Genomic DNA, 15,560 nt, shown 5'->3' with positions numbered 1-15,560 from the left:
AGTGGGTATTTTCACCCATGACCGCGCGGTGCCGGGTCTGTGATGCTCGTCAGATCGTGACGAGCAGGAGGTCGGTTTTGACAGCGATTGACAGCGGCGTGAACGCCCTCGGCGGCCAGGCGAGCGGTATCACGGGCGGGGAACGACGGGAGCGTGGCAAACGATCAGCCGACCGCGCGGCGCCGGTCGGCGTCCGGTCGATCGACGGTGATCGCCGACCGCGCGTGCGATGGGGGGCCACAGATGGATGAGGTCCGAACCGAAGCCGACGGCCTCGGCGTCACCTGGCGGGTATTGCAGGATCATCTGATCTCCATCGTCGCGGTGCACAGCGTGTCCGATCCCGCGCCGATCGTCTCCTTCGGCCCCGACGCCTATCCGGATCTCGTGCAGGCACGAGAACTGCTTCCGGAGCTGACCAGGTTGTGGGACGCGGTGCGGCACGATTTCTGGGCGAAGCTCATTCCTCCGCCACCCGGATCGTCGAGAGCACGGCGATGGGCGTGACCGTGGTACCTCGCGGCGAGACGTCACGGAAGTACCGAACGCGGCATGGCGGCGGCGATCTCGCGCCGCGACCGGAGGTCGAGTTTGGCCAGGATGTTCGACACGTGTGACTGAATCGTGCGGCGCGACAAGAACATCTGCGCCGCTATATCCGAATTGGAGCACCCTTCGGTGACCAGCGCGGCGACCTTGCGCTCGGTGTCGGTCAGCGCCGCCCAGCCGGATTTGGGCCGATTGCGCCGGCCGCGCACACCCAGTCGGATCCCGTGTGGCCGGACCCGTGCGCTGGTGGAAATCACCGAACGTCTGGAGCAGCGCGGCCAACGAGTCCACCTGATGCCGTTCGGCTGGCACAAGGACTGTCACACCGAGGCGGTGGTGGGGCCCGGAGCACGGCAGATCATCTGGCTTCCGGCGGATGGCGACGTTCCCGTGCCTGCGCGGTTTCGCGGCATGCACCCACTGGCCGATCGGCTGCGCCGTGGGCGCTGTGTGACCGGTTCCTGCTGAGGAAGCTCCCGGTCGGGTCCTCACAGCGCTTCGCACCGGGTACGGCGTTGACTCTCCCGCCGCGGGAGAGTCCATCATGTCGGCAACGCTCCCATCGTCGCCCGCCACACGTGCGGGCGCGCCCGTCCGCGCGGCACGTCCCGTCGCGTGGCGAGGAGCCGCGAGATGACCTGATGATCTGCGCTCGGGAAGGCATGGCATGGCCACGGTGATGAACGTCGACGCGCGCGGTACGCGGCACTGCGAGACGACGGCCCTGGGAGTGCTGCTACGGCATCAGGGCATCGATCTGTCCGAGCCCATGCTGTTCGGCCTCGGCTCCGGTCTGTCGTTCGTCTACTGGGACAGCAAGAACATGGGCTTCCCCTTCCTCGGGGGACGGGTCAAGCCTTTCGACCTCACCAGGAACCTGGCCGCCGCGCTCGGACTGGAACTCTCGGTCGAGGAGACCACATCCGCCCGCCGGGCTTGGGAGAACATGGCCGCCCCCATCGATGCCGGCCTCCCCGTAGGACTGCAACTCGACAGCTACTACCTGGACTACTTCAGCTCGAAGGTGCACTTCGGTGGTCACGTCGTCGCGGTGTACGGCTACGACGACCACGACGCCTACCTGGTGGACACCGACCAGCAAGGCGGAGCGGTATCCACCAGCCTGACCGCTCTCGCCCGGGCCAGGGCCGCGCGCGGCCCGATGACCGCCAAGCACCGGTCCTTCACCCTCACCATTGGGCGGAACCCGCCCTCCCCGCACAGCCGGATCGTTCCCGCCATCACCGCCTGCGCCGAGGCGTTCCTCAACCCGCCCATCGCCAACCTCGGTCACCGAGGCATCGAGAAGGCGGGCAAGCTGGTGCCCACGTGGCTGCGGCGCACCGACGACCCGCAGCGGGACCTCGCCCAGGCCGCCCTCTTGATGGAGAAGGCGGGCACCGGCGGCGCGCTGTTCCGTAACTTCTACCGCGACTTCCTCGCCGAATGTATCCAGACCCTCGACAGCCGCCACCTGCGCACCGGCCACGGGCTGTACACCGAGGCAGCCACCCTCTGGACGGAAGTCGCGGCACTGATCGCACAAGCCGGTGAATCGGGCGACGAGCGGCGCCTCGTACAGGCAGGCTCCGTTCTCCGGGATCTTTCGCGGGTCGAGTACGAGGCCATGCTGGCGCTGAACTGCCTGGGGCGGTAGCGCTTCGCCACCCCTGCCTGGACGGCGCCTGACGCGGAGTATCGCTGGTCAGGTGGCTGAGCGGAGCTCTACGCAGCATTCCCCGGCCTTGGGTGCCAGCACCGCGTCGATCGTGTCGGCCTCGAGCCCGGCGAGCACGCCTGTCAGATAGGCGTGGTTGAGCCCGCACACCAGCTCGGGTTCGGCGGCGGCGAGCGGATGGAACGGGCAGTTGCGCAAGCGCAGGCAATCCGGTGCCGCACGGGTGGGTTCGAAGCCCTGTTCGGCGAGCAGCGATCCAAGGACCGTGAGGGCGCGTTCGGCGCCGAGCCGTCCGGGCCGTACCTGCTCTCGGGTGGTCCGGCCGAGAGCCGTGCCACGGTCGGTCGCCACACGGCGCGCGGCGTCGCGCGCGGACTCACCGGAGTCATGAGTGAGCACCGCGCCCATCAGTATCTCGGCCAGGACTTCGTGGCGGCGTTCGGGGATGCTCACCCGCACCTCGGTGCCGGAGGGCTCGTACACCTTCGGTGCGCGCCCGACTTTCCGAAGGCCGCCGACCTGCTGGTAACTCGCCCGCAGCAGTCCGGCGGCGACGAGCTTGTCCAGATGGAAGGCCGCGAGTTTGCGCGAGATGCCGACCTGCTCGGCGGCCTCGTCACGAGTGACCGGACGACCCGCGCGGCGGATGAACCAGTACATGCCCCGCCGCAACTCGTCGTCGAGAGCGGCGACGGCGCCGATCGCCGATTCACTGGTCACCCGGCCATGATAGCGCCCATTGTGTTCACCGGAACTTTGCAGACGCCCTCGTGAAGTGGGTGACTTGACGCACAGCCCGAATAACGCCAATAATCTTTAGTGTAAATAAACCCAGGGTGGAGGTTGCGATGAGCAGTGACATGCAGCAGGCCAAACGCCCGGTCAGCGCGGTGCTCGCCGGGCCGTACGGTCATCCGTTCCATCCGATCCTGGTCACCGTGCCCATCGGAGCCTGGGTGGCGAGTTCGGTGTTCGACATCGCCTCGCACATGGTCGAGGACCCGGCCTTCCTCGCCCGCGGCGCGGTATGGCTGATCGCGCTCGGCGTGCTGGGTGCGCTGGCCGCGGCGGCGATCGGGTTGCTGGATTTGTTCGCCATCCCCACCGGCAACACGGCGTTCCGCACCGGACTGGTGCATATGAGCCTCAACCTGGCCGTCACCGTGGCGTACGCGATCAACTTCTGGTGGCGCCATACCGGCGGCGGCCCGGACGGCGCTGTCCCGGCGGGCCCGCTGCTGCTGTCGGTCGTGAGTCTCGTGGCACTGGCCGTGTCGGGTTACCTCGGCGGCAAGCTCGCCTACCACTACGGCGTCCGAGTAGCCGACGAAACCACCCAAGCCACCGGCTACCACCGGTGAACCCCTGTCCCAACCCTTTCCGTCAGGAGACACCATGGCCATCGCGGCATTGATTCTCTGGCTGCTCACCGCCGTGGGCGGCTTCGTGCTGCTCGGCACCTGGATCGCAAGAGGCGGCGCTCGGCAACCGAACAGCAGCCACCTTCCCGCGCCGGTCGTGTTCGGGCACTTCCTGCTCGCCGTGGCCGGCCTGATCGTGTGGATCGCCTATCTCGCCCTCGATGACGACGCCATCGCCTGGGTGGCGTTCGTGTTGCTGATTCCGGTGGCACTGCTCGGATTCGCCATGCTGCTGCGCTGGCTGCCCGTCTACCGGGCACGCACGGACGCCGAGGCGCCCGAACCGGCCGAGCGGCATTTTCCCGTCGCCGTCGTCGGTGGCCACGGCGTCTTCGCCGTCGCCACCGTGGTTCTGGTGCTGTTGACGGCCCTCGGCGTGGGCGGGAGCTAGCCGTGCTACACCCCGCGCTCCGCGTCGTCCACGAACCCGCTACGCAGGTGGACCTGACCGCCGCCGAAGACGCCGCCCGGCAATTCCTGACCGCGCTAGGAGTCGGCCTCGACGACGAACACCTGCACGCGACTCCCCGGCGGATGGCCCGCGCCTACGCCGAACTGTTCACGCCCCGCCCGTTCGACCTGACCACTTTCCCCAACGACGAGGGCTACGACGAGCTCGTGCTGGCTCGCCGCATCCCGCTGCGATCGGTGTGCGAACACCACCTGCTGCCGTTCGTCGGCGTCGCCCACGTCGGCTACCTGCCGGGCGAGCGCATCCTCGGGCTGTCCAAACTCGCCCGTATCGTCGAGCATTTCTCCCACCGGCCCCAAGTGCAGGAACGTCTCACCAAGCAGATCGCCGATTGGCTCGCCGAGAACCTGCAACCGATCGGCGTCGGCGTCGTCATCGAAGCCGAACACACCTGCATGACCCTGCGCGGCGTCCAGGCGGCCGGTACCACCACGGTCACCTCGACCTTGCTCGGCACACTGCGCGAAGACGCCCGCTCCCGCCAGGAATTCTTCTCGCTCACCGGGATCATGCCCTGAGCGACCACGCGGGCACCGCAGCCGCCTTCGGCACACCGTTGGTCGCCGCCGCGCTCGCGTGCCGAGCCGCGGCCAGCCGCGTGAGCGCGGCCTCGGTGAAGACCGACAATCCGAGGTCGGGGTTGTATCCGTGAATCTCCTTGACATCGAGTTCGGCCAGGAAATAGAGGATCTCCGTCGAAATCAGCTGCCCAGGGACCAGCACAGGGAAGCCCGGCGGGTAGGGGACGACGAAGGTGGCCGACACCAGCGGCCTTCCCTTGGCGAGCTGTCGCCCCGCGTCGCCGAGTAGGACGTGCTCGCGGTCGGACTCCGCGTACCCGGCGTAGAAGGCCGATCGCATGTCGCCGAACGAGCTGGCGCCGTCGGGACGGAACGCGCTGTCGAACGCGCTGAAGTCGGGCAGCGCGGGCAGGTCCTTGGTGATCTCGTCGACCCGCCGCTGTTGCAGGGCGCGATCGGCCTTACCGGCCGCGTTGCGGTCGCTCTCGAAGTCGGTAGCCACCCGGCGCAGCACGTCGAGCAGGTAGTGCACGCTCGACCAGGTGACGCCGATCGTGAAGATCAACAGCACCGTGTTGATCGAGGTCTTGTTGATCTGGATGCCGAACCGGTCCATCAGGATCTTCTCGCGGAAGTCGTAGCCGTTCATGCCGGTTTCGCCGATGAACAGGGTGACCCGCGTCGGGTCGAGCACGAACTGATCGGACCGCCACGCCTCGTTCCACTCCGCCAAGCCACCCTGTCTGACCTGCCGGTACGAGCTGACGGCGGAGGGCCGGAACTCGCCGGGCACCAGGTCGGCCTCGTCGAGGATGCGGAACCACTTGCCGATCAGCCGGTCTTTGCGGACGCGGTGGCGAAACACCAGCGCCATGTCGTAGGCGTGCCGGACCAGCTGGAAACCCTCGATATCGACCTGCCGACGCGCCAAGTCCAGCGACGCGAGCAGTTGCTGGTTCGGCGAGGTCGACGTGTGGGTCAGAAACGCCTCGGCGAACGTCTCGCGGACGAGGGCTTTGAAATCCTGGTCGCGGATGTGGATCATCGACGCCTGCCGAAGCGCCGACAGCGACTTGTGGGTGGAATGCGTCGCGTACACGCGTACCCGCGCACGCTCGGGATCGGGAAGCAGCCGGTGGTCGCTCCACTCGGCACGGTCGACGCCCCGCATCGACGCACGCCATGCGCGGTACTGCTCGGCGTATCCCGACGACGACAACGCCGATTCCAGTTGCTCGGCGGCGACCATCGCGGTCCGCTGCCGTGCCCACGGCACCGCGGTGGCGAAGGCGTACCACGCCTCGTCCCAGAGGAAGCAGATGTCCGGCTTGATCGCCAGGACCTCCTCCATTACGCGCCGGGGGTTGTAGACGATTCCGTCGAAGGTGCAGTTGGTCAGCAGCAGCATGCGCACGCGGTCCAGTTGACCGGCCGCCTCGAGGTCGAGCAGCGCCTTCTTGATGGTCCGCAGGGATACCGCTCCGTAGATCGCGAACGGCGCGAGAGGGTAGGCGTCCAGGTACATCGGGTACGCCCCGGCGAGCACCAGGCCGTAGTGGTGCGACTTATGGCAATTGCGGTCGATCAGAACGATGTCACCCGGCCGGGTCAGGGCCTGCACGACGATCTTGTTCGCGGTGGACGTCCCGTTGGTCACGAAGTAGGTCTGATCGGCGCGCCACGTCTTGGCGGCCTTGTCCATCGCCGCCCTGATCGTGCCGTGCGGGTCCAGCAGTGAGTCCAGCCCGCCGGAGGTGGACGAGGTCTCGGCCATGAAGATGTTGCGGCCGTAGAACTCGCCCATGTCCTGGAGCGACTTGGAGTTGAAGATGCTCGCGCCACGCGCGACGGGAAGGGCGTGGAATTGGCCTACCGGCGCGGCCGCATAGGCGCGCAGTGCGTCGAAGAAGGGGGTGGCGAACCGGCTCCGGACACCGGCGAGCACCGTGCTGTAGAGGTCGGTGGCGTCGTTGAGCCGATAGAACGTGCGATCGTAGACGTCCGGCTCTTCCTCGGTCTCGGCGGCGATCGACTCGTCGGTGAGCAGATACAGGTCGATATGCGGCCGCAGTTTCCTGATCCACTCGCCACACTCGATCCAGTCGCGGGTGCGGTCGGTCACGACCACGTCGTCGTTGACGCCGAGCAGCGTGGTCATCAACGGCACCCGGTCGCGGGAACGAAGCGGTAGGTCATGCCGGATGATCGCCGCCTGGATCTCGCCGTTCAACGCGACGGCGGTGATGGCGTCCTCGACGCTCGTCACGACGAGCAACTCGAACTGCACGTCGTCCGACGGGTCGCGAAGCGCCCGCAGGCTGTGCGCCAAGCCCTCGGGCGCCTCGGGCGGGGAGTCGTCGCCGAGCAGAACGGTGTAGAACTTCTGCTGTTTGGCCCGCGCCACGAGTTCCTGATCGGCCAACGGCGCGGCGTCGTCGAACATGGCCGCGCGGTCGCCGTACTCGGAGAGCAGGCGCACGGCCAGCGACACGTCCTCGGTGAGCCGCACCGTGGCGAGATCGGCGACATACCCGCGAAACGCCGCCAGCCTGGCCGCGCCCGGGTACAGCCAGTACCGCTCATAGGCGCCGAGTCGGTCGAGCAGGCGCCGCACCCGCGCGGCTTCGCGGGTGGTATCCAGGCCGGCGCCGTTGACATCGGCGAGCTTGCGGCACGCGTCGTCGAGCAGATTCCACGTGTCGATTCGCGAGTACGACGGGTTCGCTACCGCCGCCAGCGCGGAAACACTGAGCCCCTTCGGGCGCTCGCCGTCTCGGTGCATGTCGTCGGTTCGCCCCTCCGTCGCTGGGCGAGTGATCCGTCGAATGCGGCAGATCACACTGGAACATCTTTCCCTGCGAATATTGTGCTCCGCCGAAGATCGAATTCCTAGGAGGCGAGAAATCCCGCCTCGCCGGTTCGGCCGGTGCGCGTCCACCGAGGAGCCACTCCGGGTGCGATCGGCCTCGCGGCGGCGGTGGCGCTGCCCACACCGCGTCGCCTGAGCCCACCGGAATGTCGGTGGGCTGGAGTAGGCAGAGGCTATGACTCGATCCGCCGCAGATCAGGACCCCTTCCGGCCCGCATCGAGCCCCCGCCTGCTGGACGTCCGTCGCCTGTGGGCCGAACCGGAGGCGCTGGCGAGCCCCCGTGGGCAGCAGGTGCGCGCGCGGTTCCCCGACGCCGAGATCATCACCGTCGCCTCCCACTGGAAGATCGACCAGCTGCACGGCAACGCGGGCAACGTCGACCGCTGGATCCGGGTCAAGACCGAGGACCTCGTGCTCGGGATCAAGAAGTCGCTCACGGCCCGGGCCAACGGCCGTTCCGCCGATTGGATCGCGCCCTCGACGTCCAACGGCTGCGCGATGGCGTGCGCCTACTGCTACGTCCCCCGCCGCAAGGGCTATGCGAACCCGATCACGGTGTTCACGAATATCGACAAGATCGTCGGCTATCTCGAACGGCACGTACGCAAGCAGGGGCCCAAGACCGTGCCGAACCAGTGCGACCCGCACGCGTGGGTCTACGACCTGGGCGAGAACAGCGACTGCTCGGTCGACGCCCTGGTCAGCGACAACGTCGCCGACCTGATCACCGCGTTCGGCGCGTGGCCAGCCGCGAAGGCGTCGTTCGCCACCAAGTACGTCAATCGCGACCTGCTCGACCTCGACCCCCGCGGGCGGACCCGGATCCGTTTCTCACTCATGCCAGAGGCCGACGCCCGGTTGCTCGACCTGCGCACCACACCGATCCGTCAGCGCATCGCCGCGATCGATGACTTCGTGGCAGCGGGCTACGAGGTGCACGTCAACTTTTCCCCCGTCGTCGTCCGCCCCGGCTGGGAGCAGGACTGGGCGGAACTGCTGGAGCAGCTTTCGGACGGCACGGGCTCCGCCTTCAAGGCCCAGGCCGCTGCGGAGATCATCATGCTCACCCACAACGAGCAACTGCACGAGCTCAACCTCGGCTGGCACCCGAAGGCCGAGGACCTGCTGTGGCGCCCGCCCATTCAACAGGCCAAGCGCTCGCAGTCGGGCATGTGGAACGTGCGCTACCGCAACGACGTCAAGGCCGCCGGTGTCGAGACTCTGACCGGACTCATCGCCCAGCGAACGCCCTGGTTGACGGTGCGTTACGCGTTCTGAACCGTACGGATGCCCATCGCCGAACGTCGTCGGGGCGATGGTTGTGAACAGGTGCCAATGTGCGTCCGCGCTCCGGCCGGTCGATCACTGAGGATCTCTCTGCTACGCAATGCGATTGACGGCCCACGACCGGGGTATGGCGAGGACAGACGCTCGCTCGATCAGTGTGCGGGCTCAACGCGACGAATCGGAGAATAAGATGCTCGGTCTCGGAATCCTCGGTTGGATCATCATCGGCGGTCTGGCCGGCTGGATCGCCAGCAAGTTCATGAAAACCGATGCTCAGCAGGGCATTCTGCTCAATATCGTGGTGGGCGTCGTCGGCGGCCTGCTCGGTGGGTTCCTGCTGAAGCTGCTGGGAGTCGATGTCGAGGGCGGCGGACTGTGGTTCAGCTTCTTCACCTGCCTCGGCGGCGCGGTGATCCTCCTGTTCCTGGTCGGATTGGTGACCGGCCGTCGCGGCGCACTGCGCTGAGACCGCGCTCGGCGGCGTAGCGCCGAACGCGCGCGCTTCGAACGGCCCGAACCTTTCGAGGTTCGGGCCGTTCTTCGTGAGAGCGAAGGTACTACCAGCGCAAGAGCCGGCTCGAGCAATGAGCGAATCAAGGCCTACGACGTTGCGGCCGATCCCCGAAGACGGATGCGAGAAAGCTTGCGCGACAAGCCGCGTCCGCGACAATGCTCCGTAGACGACTAGGCTCACCGCCATATCGGCATGGGGTACGTGATCAGCGAGGGGAAGGCGTAATGGAGGATCTCGCCGCGCGATTCGAGGAGCTGGGTCGCCTGGTACCGATCCCCGATCCATGGGACATGACGGAATACATCGCGCGGGTGGCAGCGTACCGGGAACGGCCGATCACGCTGTGCCCGATCGACGTCGGCGCACTCTCGGGGAACGGATGCGGCACCGGAAGCGGCCTGTGGATCGCCCGGGAAGGCGACGACGTGATCATGTACGGGGCCGACACCGAATGGCACGCCGATCACATCATCGCCCACGAGATCGGTCACATGCTGCTCGGCCACGGCGGGACCGCGAGCGGTGCCGGTCCGGCCGATCTGCCGTTGCGCGAATTGATGCCCTCGCTGTCGCTGGAAACCATCCGCGGCGTACTGCGCCGCCAAGACTATGGGAGTGAGCGCGAGCGCGCCGCCGAAACTTTCGCCGACCTGCTGCTGGTGGAGGCGATGCTGCCGAAGCGGTCGGCGAGCCGGTTCCGCTCGACGTTCTTCCGAAACCGGCACCGGTGAGATGACCTCCCCGATCCCGGTTTGGATCACCTGGCCTGTCCTGACAGGTCTCACGTTGGTGCTGGCCGGTCGGTGGTGGCTGTTGGGGGACAGCGTCGTCGACCGGCTCGTCAACCGCGCGCTCGCCGCCGGTATCTGCGAACACCTGTTGCGGGAGGCACGGTTCGAACAGGCGCTGGTCTGGTTGCTGCCCGGCGGTGACAGCGACGTGGTGAACCTCGCCCGGCAGCTCTCGCTGGGAGCGACCGTGTTGGCCGTCTCGAATATCTACGGCATCGCCGAATTGTGGGCGGGCGCCGACCCCGCCCACACGTGGCGCAGGCAGCGGCGCTATTACCTCCTCTCGATCGTCGTCACCGCCGTCATCCTGATCGCAGGGGCCCCCGCCCGCCGCGCTGATCAGTTGATCGACCAAGCCCTCGGCTGGTCGGCCGTCGTAGTCTGGGTCGCGTTTTCCCTGCCGCTCGGCGCCACGGCCCTGCTCGTCGGACGGGTGAGCGTGCGCGAGATGCGCGGGGCGGGGGACATCACCTGGCAGGAACGCGCCCTGTACGCAACGGTCCTGTGCACCGCCGTGGGCATGGGGGTCGTGGCGGTCGCCTATCCGGTCGAGACCGTTTGCGATGTCGTGACAGGCCGGTCGTCATTCGATCCAGAGATGCACTGGAAAGCATGGAGCGGCTTCCTTCTCTCGGCCGTCGGCGCTCCCGCCGTGGTCACGGTGCCGCTGATCAGCACCCTGCTCAGCCGCCTCGGATGGGACCGCACCGGCCGATACTGCCGCCGCCTGCAACCGATGTGGGCCGATCTCGCCGCAGCCGTCCCCGAAATCGTTCTGGAGGCGCGCGACCGCGACGGCCGAACGGACCCGGCCATCCGTCTGCATCGCATGACGGTCGAGATCCGCGACAGCCTGCTGCATCTCAAGCGCTACAGCGACAGCCCCGACGATCTGGCCGCCACCGGCGCTGACCCACATATCTCTGCCCGCCGCGTCGCCGAGGCGATTGCCGCCAAAGCTGCCGGGCGCCCACCCAGCGCGAATCGGATCACATCTCGCCACCAAATCCGCCCGGGGGCAAGGGATCTCACCGCCGAGTTGCGCCGGCTGCTCGCACTCGCCGAGGCATGGCCACACGTCCGCGGCCTGACGGAGCCGCCGTAACGCCGGTGACGCGGACCGGCCACCGAGACCCGCCTCGACGCCGCTGCGCCGCGGTGGGCTCGGTCACGCCGGCCCACCGCCGCACCGCTACGGCACGAGCGCCGGCTGGTCCACGGCCCACAACCACGACCCGTCCGGCTGGCGACGGGCGATCTCGACAGTCACCTCGCCGGTGGTCAGCGTGGACGCTGTCAGTGCCAGGTCGCCGCTCACCAGCGCTGGATGTTGCCTACCCGGCGAGAGCACCGGCGCGGCCGCGACGAATTGTTCGTACACCTTGCGGATCTCCGCATGTCCGATCGCGAGATTGCCCGGTGGGAACGCCAGCACGGCGTTCGGCTCGTACAACGCCACCAGCCCCTCGACGTCGCCCGCATTGGCGCGCTCGATGAAGTACCTGCCCAGATCGTCGGGGGCGGTGGCCACGTTCTCGTTTGTCATGGTGATCAGCCTCCCAGCGAATCACGACATCCTCTGTCGTGTATTCCGGGTAGTTTTTTCGGATGCGCGCCGACCGATTGGTCTCGCTGGTGTTGCTGCTGCGTCAGCGCGGTCGGTTGACCGCTGCCACGCTCGCCCGCGAGCTGGAGGTATCCACCCGCACCGTGCTGCGCGACATCGAAGCCCTGTCCGCGGCGGGAGTCCCGGTCTATGCCGAACGCGGACGGCACGGCGGTTTCGCATTGTTACCCGGTTTCCAAACCGAACTCACCGGGCTGAACCACGACGAGGCGCTCGCCCTGCTCGTCGCCGGATCACGCCGCGGCGCACAAGCATTCGGTCTCGGTTCCGCGCTCGCCTCGGCCATGCGCAAGGTGGTCGACGCGCTACCCGAGAGCTATCGGGCCACGGCGACCGGCGCGGCCCAGCGATTGCTCGTCGACCCGGAGACCGACCTCCTCGCACGCCGGCTGGTCCCCGAAGAGGTGCCCGACATCGTAGTGAGCGAGATCCGTCGCGCGGTGTTCGCCGGACACAAGCTGCGCATCCACTACGCGGCGGCCGCCCAGACCCCGAAGTGGCGAACGGTGGACCCGATCGGCCTGGTCACCGTGCGCGACCAGGGCTATCTGCTGGCCACCGTGTCCGGCGCGGACCGCACCTACCGGCTGTCGCGGGTGCTGGCCGCCGAGGAACTTCCTGAACCGGCCCAGCGACCGGAACGAGTCGATCTGGACCGCGCCTGGCAGGAACGCAGCACGCAGTTCCGGACCGGGGGCGACCGAGTCACCGTGCTGGTACGGGTGGACCCGGCACGGCGAGAAGACCTGGTGCGCACCGCACTCGCCGTCCGCGCCGAAGAAGCCGACGCGGACGGCCGGCTGCGACTCGAGGTGAGCTTCCAAGATCGCAGACACGCCGAATGGGCGCTGTGGCAGCTCGCCACGGACGCCGAAGCCCTCACCCCGCAGTGGTTGCGCACCTCCCTGCGCGACCGCGCCGCCGCGATCGCCACCCGCTACGGAGAGTCGTCCGGGCGAACCGGAAGAACGTGAGGCGTCCTCCTGAACGGCCGGACACCGGCTCTGACCGCCTCCGGGCGTTATCAGATCTCTGGTGAGGTTCCGGCGGCGAACGCTATCGCCGCGGCCTGGCGGTACGGATCATCGACAAAGCCGCGAAGTTCTTCGACGGTTCACGCGCCAAGGGAATCCAGCCGCGCAGCCTGGAAGTGCTCGAGGATCTCGGCGTTTTCGCCGATATCCGCGCAGGCGGCGCCGAGTACCCCCTGCTGGGCATCCACGCGGGTCCGCTGACGATTCCGTGGCAGATGGTCTCCCGCAACGAGCTGACATCCGATGTGCCGCACCCGAATACGTGGTTCATTCCGCAATTCCGCACCGATGCCGCGCTGCGTGCCGGACTGCGACGGCTGGGCGTGACCGTCGAATCGGAACATGAACTCGTCGGATTCGAGCAACATCGGGATGCGGTCGTTGTGACGGTCGCCGGTCCAGGCGGTGCCGAAGAGATCGGCGCTCCCTACCTTGTCGGCGCCGACGGTGGCGCGAGCACGGTCCGAAGAACGGCGGGCATCGGTTTCGAGGGCGCGACGGACGAAGCCGATCGGATGATCATCGTCGACGCCGTGGTGGAGGGCCTTTCCCGCAACCGCTGGCATGTGTGAACCGGCCGTCCGGACGCGGACACATGTCCCGCCGATGCGCGACAAGCGGATGCGCTTGTCGCCGGTGTGCTTGCGGATGCGCGCGTTCAGGCGGTCCGCTGGTCGCGGCCGATGCCGAACAAACCGGAACGCTGCGGGTGGGCGACCGTGCGCCGGACGCGAAACTGCTGAACGCGGCCGAAGGAGCACAGCGCCTGTTCGACCTCTTCTCCGGACCGCATTCCACCGCGATCGCCTACGGCCGCGCGGCCGTGGCGGAACTGGCCGCATTGACGTGGCCGTCGGCGGGCGCGGGACTGAAAAAGGTCGCGATCAATGGCGGAGAGCAGGTGGACGCCGATGTCGTACTCGCCGACATCACCGATTCCTTCGCCCGGATCTACGGTTTAGCCGATTCCGCACTCCTGTTGATCCGTCCCGACGGCTACATCGGCTCCATCGCCACCACCGGCATGGCTCGGGTAACCATGGCGCACGCCGCCGCGATGACCCCGGCCGTATCCGATCGGCAGCGCTGCTGAGGGCGCTTACGAGTGTGGAAATGCGGGAGTTATGCCATGCCAATGCCTGTTTTCGCCGCCGAACAGGCAGGATCCCGCGCCTAGGTTCTGAAACGCCGGACGGTGTAGCTCGGGGTACCGCGACGAATAGCCCGTCGTCGTGGAGTACTCCGAGTGGGTCTCGACGCGGTTTCACGAAGCTGGTCGTAAGGTCCGGGGTACACTGAATTCGCGACAGGTTGTCGGCGGATTTCTGAAATGATCCGTGCGCTCGCGTTCTTGTCGACTGGAACATGACTGGGAAAACCCCGCCGACGATAGCGCCGACTCTCGACTGTTGGCCTGGATGAATCAACCGGTGTGGGGCCACCCGCTCGGGCGGGAGTCGGAATGTAATCACCGTTTGCCAGCCGGGTGGTCATGGGACGGCACGATGGATGACACGTTACTAGGTGACGGGGACGCCACTCGGGGGCCTGCGGAGCCGTTCGGACGCTATCGGCTTCTGTCACTGCTGGGGCAGGGCGGCATGGGCCAGGTGTGGCGGGCGCACGATTCGCTGACCAACCGGGTGGTGGCGCTCAAGGTGTTGCCCGAGCGCTTCGCGGATGACGAGCAGCTGCGCGAGCGGTTCCGCCGGGAGTGCCGGGCGGTGGCACAGTTGACCGAGCCGCATGTGATCCCCATCCACGACTTCGGCGATATCGACGGTCGGCTCTATTTGAATATGCGCTTGATCGAGGGCACCGACCTGCGCACGGTGATCACGCGGGAAGGGGCCTTGTCGCCGCGGCGGGCAGTGGCGATCATCGGGCAGGTGGCCGGCGCGCTACAGGCGGCGCACGACGCCGGGCTGGTGCACCGCGATGTCAAACCCTCCAACATCCTGCTAGGGGGCGACGAGTTCGCCTCCCTGATCGACTTCGGGATCGCCCACGCCGCCGACGACCGCACACTGACCACGATCGGTGAGACCATCGGCACCGTCGCCTACATGGCGCCGGAGGAGATCGGCGGGGAGGTCAAGGCCGATGCCCGAGTGGATGTGTACGCGTTGACGTGCGTGCTGTATGAGTGCCTGACCGGCCGCCCGCCGTTTGCGAGCGCGCTGGGTGTGCAGGGTGTCATCGCCCACCACATGCACACCCCGCCGCCGCGTCCCAGCACCACCGCACCCGATATGCCGACCGCGTTCGATGCGGTTATCGCCAAGGGAATGGCCAAAAATCCCGACGATCGCTACCAGACCGCGCGCGAGCTGGCGGCGGCGGCCCGCGCCGCGGTGGACGATGCCACCGGGGGCGTGGCTGCGCGCCATGGGTGGCGAATCGGGTTGTCGCCCAAGACCGCTATGCTGCTCGCCGCCGTGGTCGCGGTCGCGGTGGTGGCCGTCGTAGCTGTCGTCGCCGGTGTCCAACGGGGCTCGCGCGGCGGTGGCAACTCGCCCTCATCGGTCGACGCGGCTCAGACTCCGCTGCCGTTCACCGGCGTCAGCCTGCCCACCGATGTAGCGGTCGACGCGGCGGGCAGCATATATGTCACCGACATGGGCAACGATCGGGTGTTGAGGTTGGCGGCGGGCGCGTCGGCGCCGACGCCGCTGCCGTTCACCGGCCTGAATAATCCTCAGGGTGTGGCAGTCGACACGGCGGGCAACATCTACGTGGCCGACACGAGTAACGATCGGGTGTTGAGGTTGGCGGCGGGCGCGTCGACGCCGGCCC

General features: G+C 67.6%; 18 protein-coding genes. 14 read left to right on the top strand and 4 right to left on the bottom strand.

Annotated features, from left to right (window positions below; genetic code table 11):
• Window positions 1–243 precede the first annotated feature (243 nt).
• Window positions 244–507 carry a hypothetical protein gene (locus tag ON29_RS30195; RefSeq protein WP_040871542.1) on the top strand — a complete coding sequence of 88 codons (264 nt, stop codon included), beginning with the start codon at window positions 244–246 and terminating at the stop codon, window positions 505–507.
• A 23-nt stretch (window positions 508–530) separates the two neighbouring features.
• Here ON29_RS30195 and ON29_RS30190 read toward each other — a convergent pair whose 3' ends face one another.
• Entirely contained in the window at window positions 531–758 is a 228-nt protein-coding gene (locus ON29_RS30190) for a helix-turn-helix domain-containing protein (RefSeq protein WP_040871540.1), read from the bottom strand.
• 37 nt (window positions 759–795) lie between these two features.
• Between ON29_RS30190 and ON29_RS36525 the strand changes: the two genes are divergently transcribed.
• Both ON29_RS36525 and ON29_RS30180 read left to right on the top strand, forming a co-directional pair.
• Window positions 796–1,017, top strand: a complete 222-nt coding sequence (locus tag ON29_RS36525; RefSeq protein ID WP_040871539.1) for a hypothetical protein — start codon at window positions 796–798, stop codon at window positions 1,015–1,017.
• A 199-nt stretch (window positions 1,018–1,216) separates the two neighbouring features.
• Entirely contained in the window at window positions 1,217–2,206 is a 990-nt protein-coding gene (locus ON29_RS30180) for a BtrH N-terminal domain-containing protein (RefSeq protein ID WP_040871537.1), read from the top strand.
• 48 nt (window positions 2,207–2,254) lie between these two features.
• Here the strand turns inward: ON29_RS30180 and ON29_RS30175 are convergent, their stop codons facing one another.
• The gene (locus tag ON29_RS30175) at window positions 2,255–2,947 is read right to left on the bottom strand and encodes a helix-turn-helix transcriptional regulator (RefSeq protein WP_040871536.1); all 693 of its coding nucleotides are present in this window, start codon (window positions 2,945–2,947) and stop codon (window positions 2,255–2,257) included.
• A 128-nt stretch (window positions 2,948–3,075) separates the two neighbouring features.
• Between ON29_RS30175 and ON29_RS30170 the strand changes: the two genes are divergently transcribed.
• From ON29_RS30170 to folE, 3 genes are read left to right on the top strand one after another with little or no spacing between them, the layout of a single operon-like run.
• On the top strand, window positions 3,076–3,588 hold the full coding sequence (locus ON29_RS30170; protein ID WP_174371885.1) for a DUF2231 domain-containing protein: 513 nt from the start codon (window positions 3,076–3,078) through the stop codon (window positions 3,586–3,588).
• A 34-nt stretch (window positions 3,589–3,622) separates the two neighbouring features.
• Window positions 3,623–4,039 carry a hypothetical protein gene (locus ON29_RS30165; protein WP_040871533.1) on the top strand — a complete coding sequence of 139 codons (417 nt, stop codon included), beginning with the start codon at window positions 3,623–3,625 and terminating at the stop codon, window positions 4,037–4,039.
• A 2-nt stretch (window positions 4,040–4,041) separates the two neighbouring features.
• The gene (gene folE / locus ON29_RS30160; protein WP_040871531.1) at window positions 4,042–4,638 is read left to right on the top strand and encodes a GTP cyclohydrolase I FolE; all 597 of its coding nucleotides are present in this window, start codon (window positions 4,042–4,044) and stop codon (window positions 4,636–4,638) included.
• Here the strand turns inward: folE and ON29_RS30155 are convergent.
• Window positions 4,628–7,423, bottom strand: coding sequence for an aminotransferase class I/II-fold pyridoxal phosphate-dependent enzyme (locus ON29_RS30155; RefSeq protein ID WP_051175761.1), 2,796 nt, complete (start codon window positions 7,421–7,423; stop codon window positions 4,628–4,630). The two genes, folE and ON29_RS30155, sit on opposite strands and share 11 nt — an antisense overlap.
• A 262-nt stretch (window positions 7,424–7,685) precedes the next feature.
• Here ON29_RS30155 and ON29_RS30150 point away from each other — a divergent pair, with 262 nt between their 5' ends.
• The 4 genes from ON29_RS30150 to ON29_RS30135 all read left to right on the top strand — a co-directional run bounded on the left by ON29_RS30150 (window position 7,686) and on the right by ON29_RS30135 (window position 11,208).
• Window positions 7,686–8,789 carry a spore photoproduct lyase family protein gene (locus ON29_RS30150; protein ID WP_040871530.1) on the top strand — a complete coding sequence of 368 codons (1,104 nt, stop codon included), beginning with the start codon at window positions 7,686–7,688 and terminating at the stop codon, window positions 8,787–8,789.
• A 199-nt stretch (window positions 8,790–8,988) separates the two neighbouring features.
• Entirely contained in the window at window positions 8,989–9,264 is a 276-nt protein-coding gene (locus ON29_RS30145) for a GlsB/YeaQ/YmgE family stress response membrane protein (RefSeq protein ID WP_040871565.1), read from the top strand.
• A gap of 272 nt (window positions 9,265–9,536) precedes the next feature.
• Complete coding sequence (locus ON29_RS30140) at window positions 9,537–10,043, top strand: zinc metalloprotease (RefSeq protein WP_040871529.1); 507 nt, start codon at window positions 9,537–9,539, stop codon at window positions 10,041–10,043.
• Window positions 10,044–10,101: 58 nt separating this feature from the next.
• Window positions 10,102–11,208, top strand: a complete 1,107-nt coding sequence (locus ON29_RS30135; RefSeq protein ID WP_245549257.1) for an MAB_1171c family putative transporter — start codon at window positions 10,102–10,104, stop codon at window positions 11,206–11,208.
• Window positions 11,209–11,295: 87 nt separating this feature from the next.
• Here ON29_RS30135 and ON29_RS30130 read toward each other — a convergent pair whose 3' ends face one another.
• Entirely contained in the window at window positions 11,296–11,649 is a 354-nt protein-coding gene (locus tag ON29_RS30130; RefSeq protein WP_217999350.1) for a YybH family protein, read from the bottom strand.
• A 62-nt stretch (window positions 11,650–11,711) separates the two neighbouring features.
• Between ON29_RS30130 and ON29_RS30125 the strand changes: the two genes are divergently transcribed.
• The 4 genes from ON29_RS30125 to ON29_RS30115 form a co-directional block, all read left to right on the top strand.
• Window positions 11,712–12,704, top strand: coding sequence for a helix-turn-helix transcriptional regulator (locus tag ON29_RS30125; RefSeq protein WP_040871526.1), 993 nt, complete (start codon window positions 11,712–11,714; stop codon window positions 12,702–12,704).
• 95 nt (window positions 12,705–12,799) lie between these two features.
• Complete coding sequence (locus tag ON29_RS34140; RefSeq protein WP_083864160.1) at window positions 12,800–13,336, top strand: FAD-dependent monooxygenase; 537 nt, start codon at window positions 12,800–12,802, stop codon at window positions 13,334–13,336.
• A 137-nt stretch (window positions 13,337–13,473) separates the two neighbouring features.
• Window positions 13,474–13,857, top strand: coding sequence for an FAD-dependent monooxygenase (locus ON29_RS34135; RefSeq protein ID WP_051175759.1), 384 nt, complete (start codon window positions 13,474–13,476; stop codon window positions 13,855–13,857).
• Window positions 13,858–14,182: 325 nt separating this feature from the next.
• A partial coding sequence (locus ON29_RS30115) for a serine/threonine-protein kinase (protein WP_245549252.1) occupies window positions 14,183–15,560 on the top strand: 1,378 nt, incomplete at its 3' end.

The organism is Nocardia exalbida NBRC 100660 (assembly GCF_000308575.1).
Lineage (GTDB): Bacteria > Actinomycetota > Actinomycetes > Mycobacteriales > Mycobacteriaceae > Nocardia > Nocardia exalbida.
The sequence above is the reverse complement of the archived record's forward strand: the minus strand, read 5'-3'. Positions and strand labels throughout refer to the sequence as shown.